We start from the raw sequence: 18704 nt of genomic DNA on the forward strand, positions 1-18704 counted from the left end.
ATTATACCAGAAAAGGGAGGTCAATGCTCTTTTTATTTGCAAACCTCCGAAAAATCAAGGTAAAGCGTAACTTTTACAATAAAAAAAGAAGGTAGTTTTGACACTACCAAAAGAAAGACAGAGGGTGTAAAAATGGAAAACTTGAAACTGACACGTATCGATTTCCGCCTGATCCACGGGCAGGTCATGACAAGGTGGTGCAAGGAGTATGAGACTGACGCGATTGTTGTAGTGGACGACCGCTCAGCTTCCAGCTCGCTGCTGAAGAAAATACTTCTTGGAGCGGCTCCGGCCGGAGTCGCGGTGACTGTGGAATCTGTGGAGAGCGCGGCAGAAAAATGGAAGGCTGACGAGCTTCCGAAATCCAACAGCGTTATGATTCTGTTTAAAAACACAGATACGGCTCTGCGCGCCTGGAAGGCTGGCGTAAAGTTCCCCTCCCTGCAGGTAGGAGGAATCGAGGGCGCTGGCAATAAAAAGAACATTTACAAGAATGTTGTAATGTCGGAGGAAGAGGCGGCACAGCTGAAGGAGCTTGGAGATGGCGGAGTAGATGTATATTTCCAGCCGATCCCTGAGGATGCGCATTATCCTCTTTCGGAGGCGCTGAAGAAATTTTAATCTGCTTGAATCATAGAGGAAGGAGGTGCTTGGAGACATTTACCTGTAGCTTACCATAACAGAAGAAAAAGTTTGAAGGAGGGAAAGTATTATTATGGTACAAGCGTTATTAATGGCACTGGTTGCACTCCTGAATGGTATTCAGGGGCCGTATATGTGGTATATGTTCCGTGAGCCGGTTATGGCTGGTTTCTGGGTAGGATTGATTTATGGAGATCCTGTCATGGGAACCGTTATCGGCGCTACAATCAATGTTTCTTATCTGGGCTGGATCAGCGCAGGCGGAGCGAATGCTTCTGACCTTTATTGGGCAGGACTTCTGGGAACCTTCGTAGCTATCCAGGGCGGCATGTCTTTGGATACGGCAGTTGCGTTTGCAGTTCCTATCGGTCTTCTGGGCAACTACGTGCATGTAGCTTATATGACTCTGGCTTCTGTATGGCCGACCCGTATGGATATCCTGGCCTCCAGAGGAGACTGGAAGGGGATCCGCAGGCTGCAGATCCTGGGAGGCCCTGCGTTCGTGCTGATTTTAAGAGCTCTTCCGGTATTCCTGATTGCTCTGTACGGCGGCGGCCTGATTCAGCAGATGATCGACGCTCTTCCCGTATGGGCGATGAACGGCTTAAGCGCGGTTGGAAAGATGCTTCCGGCCCTTGGAATGAGCATGCTGTTCAAGTTTATGTATAAGAAAGAGCTGCTTCCATTCTTTGTTCTCGGTTTTGTAATCGCGGCCTACACAGGACTTTCGGATCTTCTGATGTTCGCGGCTGTTGGAGTCTGCCTGGCTCTGCTTATGATTAAGCTTGGCTTTGGCAAAGAGAAAGGAGTGGAATAAGCATGGCAAATAAGGTATTAACACAGAAAGACGTCAGAAAAGCCGCTTTGTACTGGCATGCGACTTCTCATATGACTTACAACTACCAGAGACTGCAGGCAGGCTGTATGGCCTCTATGATGGGCCCCATCTTTGATAAGCTGTATCCGGACAATCCGGAGAAGATCAAAGAAGGACTGGAGCGTGAGATGCTGTATTTCAACACAGAGCCCCGCTGGGGAGCTATCATTCCCGGTATGACTGTGGCTCTCGAGGAAGCTTACGCGGTAGATCCGGACAGCGGAATTGACGGCAACACGATCACCGAGATTAAGACGGCCCTGATGGGACCGCTGGCAGGTATCGGCGATACGGTATGGGCAGGCCTGATGAAGCCCATCTTCTTAAGCATTACCCTGGCATGGGCGATGGACGGCCATGTATGGGGCGCCTGGGCTTACTGGCTGTTAGCCTTTGGCTTTGACCTTGGCATTACATATTACATGTTCATGCGCGGCTATAAGCTGGGTACCGATTCTATCGAGCGTTTCCTGGAAGGCGGCTTTGTAAAGACCGTTACGACAGCCCTTGGAATTATCGGCCTGTTCTGTCTGGGTGCGATGATAGTGAAATATGTAACCGTCGATGCGGTTCTGGTGTGGGAGACTACCTCGTCAACCCTGGACTTCGGCGCATTGATTAACCAGATCATTCCGTCCTTCCTGCCGCTGGTATTCACGATGTTTGCGTACTGGCTCCAGGTGAAAGGAAAGAAGGTTACGACAGTTCTGCTGGCTCTGTTTATAATCGGATTTGTCGGCGGCGCGGTTGGATTCTTAGGTTAAACTGTTCATATAGCAATAGAACTGCTGGGGCTGTCACAGAATTTCTGCGGCAGTCCCTTGCTGAAAAGATGAAAGGAGGACGGATATGGTTCACATTTTAATCGTGACTCATGGTCCGCTGGCGCAGGCCCTGAAGGAAAGCTCAGCAATGTTTTTTGGATCTGCGACGGACGATCTGGAAACTCTGGGCCTGTTTCCGACAGACAGTCCGGAGGCGCTTAAGGATAAGATTTCGGATAAGGTAAATGCGATAGATGATGGGGACGGCGTGCTGATCCTTGTGGATATTTTCGCAGGCTCTCCATTTAACATGTCAGCGATGGCAATAGATGAATTGAAGGAAAATCATAAGGTTGAGTGCTTTACGGGAGTCAATATGCCGATTCTCATGGAGGCGCTTGGCAGCTGCGGCTCCATGAGCCTGGAGGAGCTGAAGGAGGACATCGTCTCCGTGGCGGCAGAGTCGGTGGTGGACGTAAGAAAGGCACTGGATATCTAGCAGGTAAAATAGAAGCTTTCAGGAGTGCCTGTGTGTTCCGGAAAGTACAAAAGGGATGAAAAAAAACAGGGGGACACCGTGATGAACGGAGATGACAAGAAAAACCGGTATTATGCAGCAGCATTCATTGTAGTGGGAATCGGTCTGCTTCTGTGTATTCCGCTTGGCCAGGCAGAGGACAGCTGGGACAGGACTCTGGCGATTGCGGGAGGGATCTGTTCGCTCTGCTTTGGCGTGTACTCTTTTCTGAAGAGCAGAAAGAGTTAGGTCTGAAGGAGGAGAAAAAATGGAAAAATCAAAGGCTCTGGTTGTGAAGGAAAAGAATGTGCTGGAGTTCGTGGATCTGGAAAAACCGGAAGCCAGGGACTACGAGGTGCTGGTAAAGGTAAAGGCATGCTCCCTGTGTACCCTTGACAGACGTGTCTATCTGGGAACGAGAAGCAGGCAGTTCCCGTTCCTCGGTGGACACGAGGTGTCTGGAATCGCGGAGAAATGCGGCTACGGCGTCGTCGATATCAAGGAGGGGGATAAGGTCATTCTGACATCCGCCTACTGTAACCAGTGTGAGCTGGATCGGACAGGCCGCGGAACCCAGTGCATGAATAAAGCAAAGGAGCCCCAGCGGATCAAGTTCGACGGCTTTATCCAGGGAGGAGGCTTAAGCGAGTACATCAGTGTGCCGGCCTGGCAGCTGATTCGCATGGATGAGAAGGCGGATCTGGATCATGCGGCCCTGACAGAGCCTCTGGCCTGCTGTGTGCACAGCATCAGCAAGGCCCGGATCAAGTTTGGGGATACGGTGGTAATCATCGGCATGGGCATCATGGGATATTTCCATCTGAAGCTTGCCTTAATGCAGGGAGCCAGGGTCATCGTCAGCGAGATGGATGAGACGAGAAAGCAGAAGGCCCTGGAAAGCGGCGCCCATGTTGTCATCGATCCGGGAAAGCAGGATCTGGCGGAAGAGGTGAGGAAGCTCACGAATGGCCTTGGCGCAGACGTGGTGGTGAATACCATCCCAAGCCTTAGCGTGTGGAACAGCGCGATCGATACGCTGGCGCCCTATGGACGGCTGATCGCCTATTCATCTCAGGACAGTAAGGAACCGGTGGGCGTGGACTTTGGAAAGGTACACAGCCGGGAGATTGAGTTTATAGGAACCCTGAATCCGACGATTGAGGACAATGAGCGCGCAGTCCGGCTTATTACCTACGGAATGATTGACATGGAAGAGGTGATCGACGCACGCTTCCCCTTTGAACAGGGAAAGGAAGCCTTCGAAGCTGCGCTGAAGCCAGGCGCATACCGTGTCATCATCAATTACTAGAAGGGAGGAAGATAAAATGCTGGTGACATTGAACGACCTCCTGATAAAAGCGAAGGCGGAGAACTACGCAGTTCCTGCCACAAACATTGACAATGAACACAATCTGCGGGCGGCTGTGGAGGCGGCGGAGGAGATGAATTCCCCGCTGATCCTGAATGTGACGCCCCAGGCCAATCCGGATTTGGAGTTTTTCGGGCCGATTGCAGCTAAGATGGCCCGCCGTTCGTCTGCAAAGCTCTGTTTGAACCTGGATCACGGCAGAGATTTTAAAAGCTGCCTGCTGGGGATCCGCTCCGGTTTTACAAATATCATGATCGACCGCTCCACGCTTCCCTATGCGGACAATGTACGGGAGGTAAAGGAGATGGTCCGCATCTGCCATGAGCTTGGCCTGACCGTGGAGGCGGAGCTGGGCCATGTGGGCATGGGGGTTCAGTATGATGTGGACGGGGATCAGGCCCTTACAGATGTAGAGGAGGCGAAAGCCTTTATTGAAGAGACAGGAGCGGATGCGCTGGCAGTCGCTATCGGCACGGCGCATGGGGCTTACAAGGGAACGCCCAGGATCCGCTTCGAACTTCTGCATAAGCTTCGGGATGCAGTTCCGGTGCCTCTGGTGCTGCACGGCGGTTCCGGTACCGGAGAGGAAAACCTGCGCCGCTGTACGAGGGAGGGCATCAATAAGCTGAACCTTTCCAATGATTTGAAGAAAGCAGCAATAGAAAACCTGACGAACCGGGATCTGAGCGGCAATACCGTGTATCAGCTTTACCCGCTGCTTGCGGAAGGATTCAAAAATAAGATTAAATATTATATTGAGCTTTGCGGCTGCCAGGGGAAATGAGACGATGGAGAGATTGAAGTACCTGTTTTTTGATCTGGATATGACGCTTTTGCGGGATGACAAAAGCATTTCTGATGAGGCGCTTGCCTACCTGCGGGATTTGAAGAAGAGAAAGGACGTAAGGTATGGAATCGCCACAGGACGCGCCTGGACGGCCATCGAGCCTCTGATCGAAAGGTTTGGCCTGGATACGCTCTTTGATGTGATTGTGATGGACAACGGATCTGAGATTTACGACCTGGCAGAAGGCAGGCGGGAACGTCTTGGAATTATTCAGACAGAGCAGATGAAGCAGCTTCTTGACGCTTTCGGAGGCTACGATTTCCTGGCGGTAGCATTCCATAATCCCAAGGGATTTTTCACCACAAAGATCTCCTACCGGACGGAGCGTGTGCTGATCAACAACCGCCTGAGCGGATACCACGATCCTTATAAGGAAGAGTTTGAGGCTACAGCCAGAGTGATGCTGCTGTTCCTGATCGAGGATCAGGAAAGAGTGCTGGAGGCGGTAAGGCTGCATCCGGTACCGGGGATCCACGGCATGCTTTCTGAGCCGGAGGTCTACGATTTCCTCTGTGAGGGCGTGTCCAAGGCTGAGGGGATCCGGCACTACGTGACTGCAAACGGCGACAGGATCGAGCAGACGGTCGTTTTTGGAGACAGTGAAAACGATTTGGAGATGATTCAGAAATGCGGGGTGTCGGTCTCCATGAAAAACGGCACGGAAGCGGTCCGGGCGGCTGCGGATTATGTAACGGGATATACAAATAACGAGGATGGAGTGTTCCGGTTTTTGAAGGAGCATGAGGACTGGTTCCAGGAGGGATAGGCTTATGGAAAATTTTATCTACCATGTTCCGACAAAGATTTATTTTGGAAAGGGACAGATCGCCAGCCTGAAGGAAGAGCTCCCCAGATATGGGAAAAAGGCGCTCCTTGTGTACGGCGGCGGAAGCATTAAGCGAAACGGAATCTATGACGCCATCCGCAGGCTCTCAGAGGAGGCCGGGATAGAGCTTCTGGAGCTGCCAGGCGTGGAGGCAAACCCGCGGATCACGACGGTCTACAGGGGCGTGGAGCTGTGCAGAAGGGAAGGGATCGACATGGTCCTGCCCGCCGGCGGCGGAAGCGTCATAGACTGCGCCAAGCTGGTGGCGGCGGGAGCCTGCTATGAGGGCGATGCCTGGGAGCTGGTCAAACATCCCGGGCTGATTGAGAAGGCTCTGCCGGTGATCTGCGTGCTGACTGTTGCGGCTACGGGAAGCGAGATGGATCATATTGCCGTTATCAGCAACGATGAGACGCAGGAGAAGATCGGAACCAGGAATCCGCTGCTCCGCCCAAAGGCCAGCATTCTGGATCCGTCTTACACCTTCAGTGTAAGTCCCTATCAGACGGCGGCCGGCGTGGCAGATATCATGTCCCACGCGATGGAATCCTACTTTTCCAGGGAGCCGGCGGATCTGCAGAACTATTTTGCAGAAGCGATTTTAAGGGTCTGCGTGGAAAATGGAAAACGGCTGCTTGACGAGCCGGATAACTATGAGGCCAGAGCCAATGTGATGTGGGCAGCCAGCTGGGCGATCAATGATACGCTGAAAATGGGGCATATGGTGCAGTGGAGCGTCCATCCCATCGAGCATCAGCTAAGCGCGGTCTATGACGTCACCCACGGAGAGGGACTTGCGATCCTGACGCCTCACTGGATGCGGCGTGTGCTGGACGAGGAGTCGGTCGGCCAGTTCGAGGAGCTGGCGGTCCATATATGGAAGGTAAAGCCCTCCGGAGACCGTTTCCGGACGGCACAGGAGGGAATTGCGTGCCTGGAACGCTTTTTTGAAGGTCTGGGACTGAAAAGCCGGCTGTCACAGCTTGGTATCGACGAGAGCCATTTTGAGGAGATGGCTGCGAAGGCGGCGGCGCAGGTGAAGGGGGCTTACCGGGAGCTTACGAAGGAGGATATCATTCAGATCTACCGGGACAGCCTGTAGGTTCCATGTGCCAAGAGCTATATTGCCCCTTGCGCACTGTCCCTGCAACATTTCAGGACATAAAAAAATTACATAAAACAAGCAAAAAAACGAGCCGGAGGGGGAGAAATCCTGATTTCCGCCGGCGCAGCAGGTAAAAGGAGGAAGAAGCATGAACAAGGCAGAAACAGTATTGAGAATGAGAGACACCGGTATCATGGCGGTAGTCCGCGTGGAGACCATCGAGAGAGGGCTGGAAATCGCCCAGGGCTGCGTGGACGGCGGCGTAGACGTGATGGAAATCAGCTACACCAACGCAAACGCGGGCGATGTGATCCGTGCTATCAAGGATAAGTTTGGGGATAAAATCTGTGTGGGAGCCGGCACGGTTCTGGATGCGACCACGGCCCGCCTGGCTATCATGAACGGCGCAGAGTTCTTCGTGGCTCCGAACTTCGATATGGACGTACAGGTTATGGCAAATCTGTATCAGATTCCCTACGGCCCCGGATGCAGCACCTATACAGAGATGCTGAATGCGCTGAAGGCCGGCGCATCTTATATTAAGGCCTTCCCGATCTCCAATTACTATGGGCCAGATCTTGCGAAGGTATTCAAGGTTCCCTGCCCGCAGATTCCGATCCTGGCAAGCGGCGGCGTGAACAAGGATAATATCGCGGACTGGGTTAAGAACGGCGCAGAGGTGCTGGGCGTAGGCGGACTGTTGACCAAGGGAAGCGCAGCTGATATCACGGCGAACGCGAAGATGCTTAAAACTGCTCTGGAAGAGGCAAGGAAAGGACTGAAGAAAGCATGAAGACAATTTTAGTGACGCCCAGAGGCTATGCCAGATATGGCGGCGAGGCACGTAAGAGGCTGGAGGCCCTGGGATATACCATGGATATCAACGACACCGGAAAGCCGGTGCCCAGAGAGGTGTTTGTAGAAAAGGCAAAGGAAGCGACGGGAATCATCGTAGGCGTTGATGAGCTGGACGCGGATCTGTTAAAGGAGTGCAAAAACCTGAAGGCTGTCGTAAAATTCGGCGTGGGCGTAGACAATATCGATCTGCCCACCTGCGACGCGATGGGAATCAAGGTGGGACGCTGTGTCGGCAGCAATTCCAACGCAGTAGCGGAGCTGACCATGGGAATGATGTTCGCGGCGGCCAGGGATCTGGTGAGCAACGCGATGGAGGTCAAAAACGGAGGCTGGTCCAAGCCCACCGGCTTTGAGCTGTATCAGAAGAAGCTGGGAATCTTCGGCTTTGGCAACATCGGAAAGCATGTAGCCCGCATGGCCCATGGAATCGGCATGGAAGTCATGGTGTACGATGTGTTTGACATTCCAAAGGCAGACCTGGAGCCCTACGGAGCGGTACAGACAGATAAGGAGGCGATCCTGAAGGAGTGTGATTTTGTGACCCTGCACATTCCGCTTCTGGATTCCACCCGCGACTTCATCTCCACAGAGGAATTTAAAATGATGAAGCCCACGGCAGTCATCATCAATGCGGCCCGCGGCGGGATCATCAACGAGCATGCACTGTATGAAGCTCTGAAGAATAAGGAGATTAAGGCCTGCGCGTCCGATGTGTGGACCAGCGAGCCGCCTCTGGCTTCCGGCGAGGAGTGGGTGGCAGAGCTTTTGAAGATGGATAATTTCATCCTGACGGCTCACATTGCTTCCCGGTCCCAGGAGGCGGAGATCAATACTGTGAATATGTCCACAGACACGATGATTCAATTACTGACAGAATAAACAGGAGAACATTCATAATGAAAGCGATTATTTTAGGAGCCGGCCGAATTGGAAGGGGCTTTGTGACTGAGCTGATGACGTTAAACAATATCCAGGTGACCTTTTTTGACGCGATGCCTGCGATGGTAGAAAGCCTGAACAGAGAGAAGGAGTACACGATCCACGTGCTGGGCAATCCGGATCTGGATCTGCGGAAGACAGATGTGGTGGCGTACGAAACCTCCGATACCGATAAGCTGGCCCAGTGCTGGCAGGAGGCAGATTTCGTATTTACAGCCTGCGGAGGAAAAAATCTGAAGAGTGTGGGAGCTACGCTGGCTTCTGCCTTTAAAAAGATGGCCGCGGCAGGAAAGCTTCATGTGTCCAATATCGTGACCTGTGAGAACTGGATTGATCCGGCGAAGGATCTGAAGGAAGGAATCCTGGAAAATTTAAGCGCCCAGGAAGCGGAGGAATTCGAGAAGTATACCGGCGTCAGTGAGGCTGTCATCCTGTGTACCGGAACGGGCGCTCCCGATCCGTCCAAGGTGACGAATCCGATGGATACCTGGGTGCAGAATCTGCGGTACCTGCCGATCGACCGGGACCGCATCAAGGGAGAAATTCCCAAGCTTGAGTATGTGGAGTTCGTGCCGGCATTCGGAGATCTGCTGAAGCAGAAGATCTATACAAATAATACGAGTGTGGCGACAGTCGCTTATCTGGGAAGACTGCTTGGCAAGACTTACGTGGCTGAAAGCGCCAACGATCCGCAGATCGAGCCGATTCTGGACGGAGTGTACGCGGAGATCAACCAGGCGCTGGTAAAGGGGCTTGGCATCAACGAGGAGAGCCAGCTGGCTTTCTCCAAGCGCGCGAAAGCCAAATACACCGATCCGGATATCATCGACGTCGTGACCCGGATCGGCCGTGACCCGATCCGCAAGCTCGGGCCGGAGGACCGCTTTATCGGTCCAATGACCATCGCGATAAACGCAGGCGTAGAGCCGAAGAATATTGCGCTTGGATGCGCTGCGGCCCTGTATTTTGAAAATCCGGAGGACGAGTCTGCCGTAGAGCTGGCAAAGATGCGCAGGGAGAAGGGCATTGATTACATTCTGGAGAACGTATCAAAGCTTGACTTAAACGGGCCGGTAGCGAAGGAGATCAAGGCGGCCGTGGAGACATTGAAGCAGAAAGGATGGATCAGGGAATAATGGCGAAAAAAGCAGTCGTAATCGGAGCCGGCCAGTCAGGCCGCGGCTACACAGCCAGATATTTGTTTGAGAAGGGATATGAGATTACCTTTATCGACGAGAAAAAGGAACTGGTGGATCTGCTGAATGAGGATCGTGCGTTCTGCATTCATTTCTATCATATGGACCGCACTCCGCTGTATATCCATGGATTTCATGCCTGCATGGCCTATTCCGCGGAGGCGGATCAGGCTATCGCGGAGGCGGACTTTGTATTTACCGCCGTGGGAGAGCAGAATCTGGGCGACGTGGCGAAGCAGCTGAAGCAGGGGATGAAGGGTAAAGCAAAGAGAACGGTCGTCATCACCTGTGAGAATGGCGTCAATCCCGGCCGGGTGATGCGGGAGCATATGCAGGCGGAGAAGATAGAGGCGCCTTATGTAGTGTCACAGACGGCGATCTTCTGCTCGACTGTTGTGATTCGGGGGACGAGACTGGACATATTATCCCAGAATGAGACGTATTTCCCCTATGACTGCGATGAGTTCACGGATGAGTTTGACTTTGACGGAGCAGTGCCGATCCATGATTTCGAGAAATTCTTCAAGCGCAAGATTTATACCTATAACTGTCTGGCGGGCCTGATCTCCTACTGCGGCTACATCAAGGGCTTTGAGGTGTACGGAGAGGCAGCTGTGGATCCGGATATTTCCGAGCTGATGGACCGTCTCCTTGCGGAACTGAATCCCTGCCTGGAGGATTACTTTGGAATCTCGAAGGAGGAGCAGGCAGCTTTCGCGCAGAAGGCTCTGGATAAATTCAAGGATCAGTATATTCTGGACTATAATGTGAAAAACGGACGGGCGCCGAAGCGTAAGCTTGGCCCCACCGAGCGCATCATGACCCCGATGCATATTCTGATCGATCATCACAAGGATCCGCGTATCATGCAGTTCGTGGCAGCCGCGGCCCTTGTTTACTGGAATGAGCTGCAGGGGAAAAATGGAGAGCCTGTGCTTGAAAAGCCGCTGATGGAGACCTTCTGCGAAATTAATTCTCTGTCTCTGGAGGATCCGATTGCACAGGGCGTTGAAAAATACCTGAAGGAAATCCAGAAGAACCGGAAGGATGTCCATATTATTGACATTCTGTACGGAAGCGGCAGATAACCTGCTTTGCGCCGCGTAAAGAAACGGGAACAGGAGGGGCGGACGTGTATAAGATCATTATGATTACTCTGACGGCAGTGATTGTGGCCTTGTATCTGATTCGTTTTCTGGGAAACCGGTATTATCAGAAACGGCTTCTGAACTGCGTGCAGCGCTGCGATCTGGATGGCTTTTTGAAGCTGGAGAACAAACGGGCGGTGCGCGCTCTGATTCCTGCCTTCAACCTTCACTATATGAAGCTGAATATCTTTTTGATGAGGAAGGATGAACAGAGGACGGATGAGGAATTTGACGTTCTGCTGGATATGAAGGTTGGAAAAACCATGCGCCGGGACGCCGTCCTGAAGGCCTTTTACTATTATGTCAAGCGCCGGGACGGAGGGCGGACTAGAAAGCTCATAGCGGAAATCCGCGGCTTTCAGGATGCAGAGGATACGATCCGGGAGTGTGCGATGCTGTTTGATATCTATATTCTCGGGCGAAGCAATCATATGGAAGAGCTTTTGAAGGATCTGGACACGCTGCCTCCGCAGCAGAGGGCGGTTCATGAATATCTTCTGTCCCTGCAGTATGAGAACCGGGGCGAGAAGGAACGTGCCAGGGAATATGAGGATCGTTCCGTAAAAACCCTGAAGGATGCCCTGGAAGCAGAGAAAAAGCGGCGGGAGGAGAAACAGAAGGAGACTGTGGAAAAGTAAATAGGGATGAGTAAATAAGGATGAGCCGGTCCGGGCCATGGGGCCCGGACGAATGCAAGGCATCCTGAAAGCCGCCAGGCGGCTTTCGGGATGCCTTGTTTTTCGTGAAAAAGCATATTATAATGGAGACAATGGCGGTATTTCTGACAAAAGGGGAGATGGAATGAATGAAAAGGGAAATAATGGGAATTCCGAGGGGGGGGTGGAAGCGTTGCCTACAATTAAGGATGTAGCCAAAAGAGCGAATGTTTCTATTTCTACAGTTTCCCATGTGATTAATCAGACCAAGCATGTTAATCCGGACACGGCTCTTCGTGTAAGGGAAGCTGTTAAAGAGCTGAATTATAAGACAAACATTTTTGCAAAGAATCTGAAAAGCCAGAGTACCCGGCAGATTGGCGTCGTAGTGACGGATATCTGTGGCCTGTTTTTTCCGTATGTTATTAAGGAGATCTGCAGGGAAGCGAATAAGAACGGATATACAGTTACGCTGGTGGATTCAGGAGCTGATATTACGCTGGAGCGGCAGGGAGTTTCCGCACTGGCAGAAAGCTGTGTGGATGGGATCATTTTAAGCTCTGCAGTCGCTACGGATCAAAAGGAAGAGTATGCTGCCGAGCTTACGGAGCTTTTATCGGCAGGGACGAAAAAAATCCCTCTTGTTATGATGGAGCGTGATTTTACTGCCTATGGAATCGATTCAATCTGCACAGATACCTATACGGGCGGCTTGAAGGCCATGGAGCATCTGGTAGAGCTTGGATGCAGTTATATTGCACATATTACTACACCGTACGTTCAGGAAGGACGGTATTTTGCATACAGGACTGTTTTGGAAAAGTATCAGATTCCTTACAGGAAGGATTATGTGGAAACGGGAGATTTCACTCATGAAAGCGGATACCGGTGCATGAAGGAGATTTTAAGTAAAAAGCTGCCTCTGGACGGGGTATTTGTCTCAAATGATCAGATGGCGGTCGGAGCAGTGGCAGCACTCAAGGAAGCAGGGAAGAGGATTCCTGAGGATGTCAGGGTAATTGGTTTCGACGATGTATTTATCTGTGAATCTATGGAGCCATCCTTGTCTTCGGTTCATATCGATAAGGTTCTCCTTGGACAGAAGAGCATTTCTCTGCTTCTGGACCGGATTCAGGGGAAGAATGTACAGCTTCCCTACAAAGAGACTGTGGAAAACAGTCTGGTGGTGCGTCATTCTACAGATGAGACTGCAGCTGCCGCAAGCAGCTGGGAGCACAGATGAACCGCAGCTTCTGCTGGATAAGGGCAGTACATCTCAGGGCCCATTCTTACTGGGCGATAACGACAGGGATGTACTGCTCCAGATCCTTTTTGATGTCTGCTGGTATGTCTTCGTCAGTGATCAGAAGATCCAGGGAAGACCAGGGCGCTACTTCTATCAGAGAGGTGGTTTGAAACTTGCTGCTGTCTGCCAGGACGATCTTTTTCTTGCTTCTCTGAATCAGCTGATTTTTAATAAAGCTTTCCTGAAAGCCCTTTGTGCAGACGCCTCCTCTGCCCTTGACTCCACTGGTTCCCATAAAATACAGGTCCAGCGTCAGATTTTTTACCAGCGAAGGAATTTCATCGCTGTAATAAGCCATTTCTTCTTTATTATATTCGCCTCCGAGAGAGAGGGTACGGTTCTCTGTAGTGACAAGAGTCTGCAGGACCCGGTGGGAATTGGTAATCACCAGGAGATCCCTGCGGCGGCTCAGATAAGTCCCCAGGAGAGCTACAGTGCTTCCCATGTCCATTCCTATGATACATTCTCCCTCCGGAAGGTATTTCGCCGCAGTCCGCGCAATCTTATCCTTTGTCAGAAAATTTACTGTTTCGCGAATAGGAAGGGATTCGATTCTGTCGTTTTTGCACAGAACGGCTCCGCCATATACCTTTTTGATAATTCCCTCGTGGGAAAGGTAGAGAAGATCCTGGCGGATTGTTTCTTTAGACACGCCGAACATGGCTGCGGCTTCCTCAGTATTGATTTTTCCTGCGGAACGAATAATGGTTACGATCTGCTCTCTTCGATTTAGAATTTCTGCGTTTTTCATAATAGTTACCCCTTTTATATCTTAGCTGGAAACGGGAAAATATGCAAGTAAAAACATGAATTTAGTTAAAAAACTTGGTATTTAATCAAAAAATCTGGTGTTTAATTGGAATTATACTTGGAGTCCAATTGCTTTTATACAGAAGTATTTTATAATAATAAGTAGAAACAGGTGAGAACCAATCCCGGCAGGGCATGCCGGGAAAAGAAAACTATAGGAGGGATTGGATGAGCAAGCTGAAGCTGTGCATCGATGTGGGCGGGACGAAGACAGCCTATGGCCTTCTGGATGACGAAAACCATATAGTATACCGTTTTCAGACACCGACGCCGCTTGAGATCATGCCGGATGAATTTACCGAGAAAATTTATACGGAGACAGATGAGGTGCTGAAAAATTTCGGATGCGCCAGGGAGGAGCTGTCGGGAGTGGCGGTCGGAATGCCATCCTATGTGGATTATGAAAATGGGATTGTCGTGACTTCGGGAAGTATTCACAATATTAAGAATTATCCGGCCAGAGCGGTGCTTGAGAAAAAATTTCCCGGCATTCCGGTCTTGATTGACGGGGATACCAACATGGCGGCGCTGGCAGAGCATTATCTGGGCTCAGGGCAGGGCTTTCCGCATATGGTTTATGTTGCGTTGAGTACGGGACTCGGAACAGGCTTTATCATAGACGGAAGGCTTTTCCGGGGAAGCTACGGCGGCGCCGGAGAATCCGGACATATGATTATTACGCCCGGCGAGGGATTGACAGACGGCTGCGGAAATCCCGGGTGCTTTATGAGCTATGCCTGTGGCTCTTATATTGTAAAGCATGCAGTAAACGCGATAGAAAGCGGCATTCCAAGCAGTCTGAAGGATATGGTTTCTGATCTGTCCGATCTTACGGCAAAGCACATTGCGGAGGCTTACAAGCAGGGGGATTCTCTGGCAGAAAAACTGATGAAGCAGCTTATCAGCTATTCAGCCCTGCATATCTACAATCTATTTATTGCGTTCAATATCAATTGTTATGTATGCGGCGGCGGCCTGACCAATATGGGAGACTTTTTCCTGGAAAGGATCCAGGAGGAGGCTGACCGGCTGAACAAGCAGGAGAATCAGAAGATTTACATAAAGAAAGCAGCCCTTGGCGGTGATAACGGTCTGCTTGGCTGCGGAATTGCCCTGGATCTGGCACTGAAGCAGTAAGAGGGGCCAGGGAGACTGCGCCGGGAGTTGGCGCAAGAGAAACGTAAACAAAAGAAGCATGCAGAAATCATGTGACAGGAAAGGAAGAGGAGTATATGGAAAATTATTTTGGAACACCGAGTCCCCGCATCGCGAAGATGAGGGAGGAGCTTCTGGATACGAAGCCGCAGGTGTGCGTAGAGCGGGCGATTTATACGACGGAAGCCTATAAGCAGCACAAGGATAAGATGAAAATTCTCCAGAGAGCCTATGCGGTAGAGAATACGCTGAAAAAGATGACGATCTTCATCGAAGACGGAGGGCTGCTGGCGGGAAATCAGGCCAGTGTAAACCGCGCCGCTCCGATTTTTCCGGAATATGCAATCGACTGGGTCGTGGAGGAGCTGGATCTCTGGGAAAAAAGGGATGGGGACGCCTTCTATATTTCAGAGGAAAACAAGCAGGTAATCCGTGATATCGCTCCGTTCTGGGAAGGACGCACGCTGAAGGATAAGGGCCTTGCCCTGATGCCTCCGCTGGCGAGAAAATGCTATGACCTGGGAATCATTAAGGTAGAGGGAAATATCACGGCAGGCGACGGACATCTGGCGGTCAATTATGAAAAGCTTTTGAAGGAGGGCCTTGGCGGCATCAGAAAAGAGACGGAAGAGGCAAAGGCAAAGCTTCATTACAGCGATTATAATGATCTGAAAAAGGTCTATTTTTACGATGCTGTTCTGATTCTGATCGATGCGTCCATAGCGTTTGCGCACAGATATGCGGCTCTGGCCAGAGAGCAGGCGGCGTCCTGCACGGATCCGAAGCGGAAGGAAGAGCTTCTGCGCCTGGCTGAAGTCTGCATGCGGGTGCCGGAATATCCGGCGGAGAGCTTCTACGAGGCGGTTCAGAGCGTATGGTTCCTGCAGCTGATCCTGCAGATCGAGTCCAATGGGCATTCCCTCTCCTTTGGGCGCTTTGATCAGTTCATGTATCCGTATTATAAAAAGGATATTGAGTCTGGCGCTATGACAGAGGACGAGGCTCTGGAGCTTTTGGAGAATCTGTGGCTGAAGACCTTTACCATCAATAAGATAAGAAGTAATTCCCATACGAAGTTTTCAGCAGGCAGCCCCCTTTATCAGAATGTATGTATCGGCGGCCAGCTGGCAGGAGGCGTGGACGCGGTAAACCCGCTGTCCTTCCTGGTGCTGAAATCCATCGGACAGCTGAAGCTGACCCAGCCGAACCTTTCTGTGCGTTACCACAAGGGAATTTCGGATGAATTTATGTATGACTGCATCCAGATGATTAAGCTGGGCTTCGGCATGCCGTCGTTTAACAGTGATGAGATCATCATCGATCAGTTTATCGATAAGGGTGTGGCGCCGGAGGATGCAGTAAATTACAGCTCCATTGGGTGCATCGAGGTATCGATTCCCGGAAAATTCGGACTGCGCTGCTCCGGCATGAACTTCCTGAATTTCCCGCGGATTCTGATGATCACGCTGAACCAGGGCGTGGATGTGACGTCGGGGGAAAAGATTTACGATGTGCCGATGCATTTCCGGGATATGACAAGCTTTGAACAGGTATGGCAGGCCTGGGTAGATACGGTGAAATTCTTTACGCCCATCAGCGTGACTCTGGATAACTGCGCTGATTACGCGCTGGAGATGGAGACACCGGACTCTCTCTGCTCTGCTCTGGTGGATGACTGTATCAAGAGAGGAAAGCATCTGAAGGAGGGCGGAGCTATCTATGATTTTATAGGGCCTCTTCAGGTCGGCATCGCCAATCTTGGAGACTCTCTGGCTGCGATCAAGAAGCTGGTGTTTGAGGAAAAAAGGATCACGCCGGGAGAGCTCTGGGACGCCCTGATGAGCAATTTTGAGAATGAGGGCGGCTGGAGAATCCAGCAGATGCTGCTTCATGACGCGCCGAAATACGGAAATGACGATGATTATGTAGATAAGCTGACGGCAGACGCATACCAAGTGTTTATTGACGAGATTGCGAAGTACCACAATACCCGTTACGGAAGAGGGCCCATTGGCGGCGGGTACTTCCCGGGAACCTCTTCCATATCGGCTAACGTGCCTCAGGGAGCGAATCTCTGCGCGACGCCGGATGGAAGAAAGAAGGGCGAGCCGCTGGCGGAGGGCTGCTCTCCGACCCACAGCGTGGATACCCACGGGCCGACGGCTGTATTTAAATCTGTATCCAAGCTGCCGACTCTGAAGCTGAATGGAGGCGTTCTGCTGAACCAGAAGCTGAATCCGTCCTCTTTGCAGCAGGAGCGCGATATCCGGAAGCTGATTCTGATGCTGCGTACCTTCTTTGATGACCTGAAGGGCTATCATGTACAGTACAATGTAGTAGACAAGGAGACTCTTTTGGATGCTCAGAAGCATCCGGAGGCTCACCGGGATCTGATTGTGCGTGTGGCGGGCTACAGCGCCTTCTTTAATGTCCTTTCTACAGAGACGCAGAACGATATCATTGCGCGGACGGAACATGTATTATGACAAAAGGACTGGTTTTTAATATTCAGCGTTTTTCGATTCATGACGGACCGGGAATCCGCACCACGGTATTCTTAAAGGGCTGCCCTTTAAGATGCCGCTGGTGCGCCAATCCGGAGTCAAATCAGGCGGAGATGGAGATTCTTCATACGCCGGCGGAATGCGTCTCCTGCAGAAGCTGTGAGGCGGTATGCCGGTACGGAGCGATTCGGTTTCAGAACGGAAGCTTCCATTATGACGCTTCTCTGTGTACCCACTGCTTTTCCTGCGTGGGGGCCTGCCCCACCCATGCGCTGGCAGTGGAAGGCAGCTGGTATACGGTTTCGGAGCTGATGGAGGAAATCCGCAAGGATGATCCTTTTTATAAAAAGACGGGAGGAGGCGTCACGCTTTCAGGCGGCGAGCCTCTGTTTCAGGAGGAATTTACCAAGGAGCTTCTGGAAGAGCTGAAAAAACAGGGATATCATACGAATATTGAGACTACGGGGTACACATCCAGAGAATATCTGGAGAGTGTCGTACCCTTTCTCGATCTGATTTATATGGATTTGAAGCATCCGGACTCCGGAGAGCATTTGAAAAAGACAGGAGTGCCGAATGACCGGATTATCAGCAATATGGAGTGGCTCCTGAAGCAGAAGGTTCCGCTTGTAGTGAGGATTCCTGTGATTCCAAGGTTTAACCATTCTCGGGAGACCGCGCGGAGCTATGGAGAGCTTTTGACGAAAATTCATGCCCGAGAGGTCCATCTTCTGCCCTTTCACCAGTTCGGTATGGGGAAATGGAAGGCTCTGGGCCTGAAATATGATTATGAAAATGATAAGACCATGCACGAGGAGGACGTCCGCGAGATGGCGGATATTCTGAAGGGGTATGGGCTGAAGGTACAGATTAACGGGTGACAGCTTCCTGGTATTGTGTCAGCTGTCCTTCTGTGTACAGGCGTATGACGTGACGGATGTGTAAGTCCGGGTCATACGCCTGTGTATGGAAGGGGCAGCTGCATGGATATCAGGAAGCATTTTTTATGGGCGGGGATATGAATGCAGCGCTCTTCCAGAGAGCAGAGCAAATGAAAGAGTTTTGGGTTGACAATTATTTACATGTTTGATATTCTGTAGATGTCCAATATCTGTAGTTCAAGGAGAATTTCTCTCCAGGATTTCCAGACAGAGCAGTTGAAAATGAAAGCCAACACCTTATACG

Annotated in this window: 19 protein-coding genes; 18 read left to right on the forward strand and 1 reads right to left on the reverse strand. The window is 51.3% G+C overall.

Going from position 1 to position 18704, the window contains the following annotated elements; all coding sequences use genetic code 11:
* Positions 1-132 precede the first annotated feature (132 nt).
* The 15 genes from B5E77_RS13055 to B5E77_RS13125 all read left to right on the forward strand — a co-directional run bounded on the left by B5E77_RS13055 (position 133) and on the right by B5E77_RS13125 (position 12987).
* The gene (locus B5E77_RS13055; RefSeq protein WP_087165794.1) at positions 133-621 is read left to right on the forward strand and encodes a PTS system mannose/fructose/N-acetylgalactosamine-transporter subunit IIB; all 489 of its coding nucleotides are present in this window, start codon (positions 133-135) and stop codon (positions 619-621) included.
* Between the two features lie 94 nt (positions 622-715).
* The gene (locus B5E77_RS13060; RefSeq protein WP_087165795.1) at positions 716-1459 is read left to right on the forward strand and encodes a PTS mannose/fructose/sorbose/N-acetylgalactosamine transporter subunit IIC; all 744 of its coding nucleotides are present in this window, start codon (positions 716-718) and stop codon (positions 1457-1459) included.
* Positions 1460-1461: 2 nt separating this feature from the next.
* Entirely contained in the window at positions 1462-2283 is an 822-nt protein-coding gene (locus B5E77_RS13065; RefSeq protein WP_087165796.1) for a PTS system mannose/fructose/sorbose family transporter subunit IID, read from the forward strand.
* An 85-nt stretch (positions 2284-2368) separates the two neighbouring features.
* Positions 2369-2782, forward strand: coding sequence for a PTS sugar transporter subunit IIA (locus tag B5E77_RS13070; RefSeq protein WP_087165797.1), 414 nt, complete (start codon positions 2369-2371; stop codon positions 2780-2782).
* A gap of 81 nt (positions 2783-2863) precedes the next feature.
* Positions 2864-3049 carry a hypothetical protein gene (locus B5E77_RS13075; protein WP_143468635.1) on the forward strand — a complete coding sequence of 62 codons (186 nt, stop codon included), beginning with the start codon at positions 2864-2866 and terminating at the stop codon, positions 3047-3049.
* Positions 3050-3068: 19 nt separating this feature from the next.
* Positions 3069-4109, forward strand: coding sequence for a zinc-dependent alcohol dehydrogenase (locus tag B5E77_RS13080; RefSeq protein ID WP_087165799.1), 1041 nt, complete (start codon positions 3069-3071; stop codon positions 4107-4109).
* Positions 4110-4125: 16 nt separating this feature from the next.
* Complete coding sequence (locus tag B5E77_RS13085) at positions 4126-4953, forward strand: class II fructose-bisphosphate aldolase (protein WP_087165800.1); 828 nt, start codon at positions 4126-4128, stop codon at positions 4951-4953.
* A gap of 4 nt (positions 4954-4957) precedes the next feature.
* Positions 4958-5782, forward strand: a complete 825-nt coding sequence (locus tag B5E77_RS13090; protein ID WP_087165801.1) for an HAD-IIB family hydrolase — start codon at positions 4958-4960, stop codon at positions 5780-5782.
* 4 nt (positions 5783-5786) lie between these two features.
* A complete protein-coding gene (locus B5E77_RS13095; RefSeq protein WP_087165802.1) occupies positions 5787-6944 on the forward strand; it encodes an iron-containing alcohol dehydrogenase in 1158 nt (385 codons plus the stop codon).
* 151 nt (positions 6945-7095) lie between these two features.
* Positions 7096-7740, forward strand: coding sequence for a ketohydroxyglutarate aldolase (locus B5E77_RS13100; RefSeq protein ID WP_087165803.1), 645 nt, complete (start codon positions 7096-7098; stop codon positions 7738-7740).
* Positions 7737-8684: a phosphoglycerate dehydrogenase gene (locus B5E77_RS13105; protein WP_087165804.1), complete on the forward strand. Its 948-nt coding sequence runs from the start codon at positions 7737-7739 to the stop codon at positions 8682-8684. The genes B5E77_RS13100 and B5E77_RS13105 overlap by 4 nt, the downstream gene beginning before the upstream one ends.
* Positions 8685-8701: 17 nt before the next feature.
* On the forward strand, positions 8702-9880 hold the full coding sequence (locus B5E77_RS13110; protein ID WP_087165805.1) for a mannitol dehydrogenase: 1179 nt from the start codon (positions 8702-8704) through the stop codon (positions 9878-9880).
* The gene (locus B5E77_RS13115; protein WP_242963742.1) at positions 9865-11028 is read left to right on the forward strand and encodes a 2-dehydropantoate 2-reductase N-terminal domain-containing protein; all 1164 of its coding nucleotides are present in this window, start codon (positions 9865-9867) and stop codon (positions 11026-11028) included. Before B5E77_RS13110 ends, B5E77_RS13115 begins: the two co-directional genes overlap by 16 nt.
* Before the next feature lie 44 nt (positions 11029-11072).
* The gene (locus B5E77_RS13120; protein ID WP_087165806.1) at positions 11073-11726 is read left to right on the forward strand and encodes a hypothetical protein; all 654 of its coding nucleotides are present in this window, start codon (positions 11073-11075) and stop codon (positions 11724-11726) included.
* A gap of 163 nt (positions 11727-11889) precedes the next feature.
* Positions 11890-12987 (forward strand): LacI family DNA-binding transcriptional regulator, encoded by a 1098-nt coding sequence (locus tag B5E77_RS13125; protein WP_162609699.1) that lies wholly within the window; start codon positions 11890-11892, stop codon positions 12985-12987.
* Positions 12988-13033: 46 nt separating this feature from the next.
* Here the strand turns inward: B5E77_RS13125 and B5E77_RS13130 are convergent, their stop codons facing one another.
* Positions 13034-13801: a DeoR/GlpR family DNA-binding transcription regulator gene (locus B5E77_RS13130; RefSeq protein ID WP_087165808.1), complete on the reverse strand. Its 768-nt coding sequence runs from the start codon at positions 13799-13801 to the stop codon at positions 13034-13036.
* 227 nt (positions 13802-14028) lie between these two features.
* Here B5E77_RS13130 and B5E77_RS13135 point away from each other — a divergent pair, with 227 nt between their 5' ends.
* The 3 genes from B5E77_RS13135 (at position 14029) to B5E77_RS13145 (ending at position 18400) form a co-directional block, all read left to right on the forward strand.
* Positions 14029-14997 (forward strand): ROK family protein, encoded by a 969-nt coding sequence (locus B5E77_RS13135; RefSeq protein WP_162609700.1) that lies wholly within the window; start codon positions 14029-14031, stop codon positions 14995-14997.
* Between the two features lie 95 nt (positions 14998-15092).
* Positions 15093-17501 (forward strand): glycyl radical protein, encoded by a 2409-nt coding sequence (locus tag B5E77_RS13140; RefSeq protein ID WP_087165873.1) that lies wholly within the window; start codon positions 15093-15095, stop codon positions 17499-17501.
* Positions 17498-18400: a glycyl-radical enzyme activating protein gene (locus tag B5E77_RS13145; protein WP_087165810.1), complete on the forward strand. Its 903-nt coding sequence runs from the start codon at positions 17498-17500 to the stop codon at positions 18398-18400. Before B5E77_RS13140 ends, B5E77_RS13145 begins: the two co-directional genes overlap by 4 nt.
* Positions 18401-18704: the final 304 nt, after the last annotated feature.

The sequence above is a fragment of the Lachnoclostridium sp. An131 genome (assembly GCF_002160825.1).
GTDB lineage: Bacteria > Bacillota > Clostridia > Lachnospirales > Lachnospiraceae > Laedolimicola.

Coding starts and splice junctions, on each gene's coding strand:
- B5E77_RS13055 (WP_087165794.1), top strand. CDS start 133: ATGGAAAACTTGAAACTGACACGTATCGATTTCCGCCTGATCCACGGG.
- B5E77_RS13060 (WP_087165795.1), top strand. CDS start 716: ATGGTACAAGCGTTATTAATGGCACTGGTTGCACTCCTGAATGGTATT.
- B5E77_RS13065 (WP_087165796.1), top strand. CDS start 1,462: ATGGCAAATAAGGTATTAACACAGAAAGACGTCAGAAAAGCCGCTTTG.
- B5E77_RS13070 (WP_087165797.1), top strand. CDS start 2,369: ATGGTTCACATTTTAATCGTGACTCATGGTCCGCTGGCGCAGGCCCTG.
- B5E77_RS13075 (WP_143468635.1), top strand. CDS start 2,864: ATGAACGGAGATGACAAGAAAAACCGGTATTATGCAGCAGCATTCATT.
- B5E77_RS13080 (WP_087165799.1), top strand. CDS start 3,069: ATGGAAAAATCAAAGGCTCTGGTTGTGAAGGAAAAGAATGTGCTGGAG.
- B5E77_RS13085 (WP_087165800.1), top strand. CDS start 4,126: ATGCTGGTGACATTGAACGACCTCCTGATAAAAGCGAAGGCGGAGAAC.
- B5E77_RS13090 (WP_087165801.1), top strand. CDS start 4,958: ATGGAGAGATTGAAGTACCTGTTTTTTGATCTGGATATGACGCTTTTG.
- B5E77_RS13095 (WP_087165802.1), top strand. CDS start 5,787: ATGGAAAATTTTATCTACCATGTTCCGACAAAGATTTATTTTGGAAAG.
- B5E77_RS13100 (WP_087165803.1), top strand. CDS start 7,096: ATGAACAAGGCAGAAACAGTATTGAGAATGAGAGACACCGGTATCATG.
- B5E77_RS13105 (WP_087165804.1), top strand. CDS start 7,737: ATGAAGACAATTTTAGTGACGCCCAGAGGCTATGCCAGATATGGCGGC.
- B5E77_RS13110 (WP_087165805.1), top strand. CDS start 8,702: ATGAAAGCGATTATTTTAGGAGCCGGCCGAATTGGAAGGGGCTTTGTG.
- B5E77_RS13115 (WP_242963742.1), top strand. CDS start 9,865: ATGGATCAGGGAATAATGGCGAAAAAAGCAGTCGTAATCGGAGCCGGC.
- B5E77_RS13125 (WP_162609699.1), top strand. CDS start 11,890: ATGAATGAAAAGGGAAATAATGGGAATTCCGAGGGGGGGGTGGAAGCG.
- B5E77_RS13130 (WP_087165808.1), bottom strand. CDS start 13,801: ATGAAAAACGCAGAAATTCTAAATCGAAGAGAGCAGATCGTAACCATT.
- B5E77_RS13135 (WP_162609700.1), top strand. CDS start 14,029: ATGAGCAAGCTGAAGCTGTGCATCGATGTGGGCGGGACGAAGACAGCC.
- B5E77_RS13140 (WP_087165873.1), top strand. CDS start 15,093: ATGGAAAATTATTTTGGAACACCGAGTCCCCGCATCGCGAAGATGAGG.
- B5E77_RS13145 (WP_087165810.1), top strand. CDS start 17,498: ATGACAAAAGGACTGGTTTTTAATATTCAGCGTTTTTCGATTCATGAC.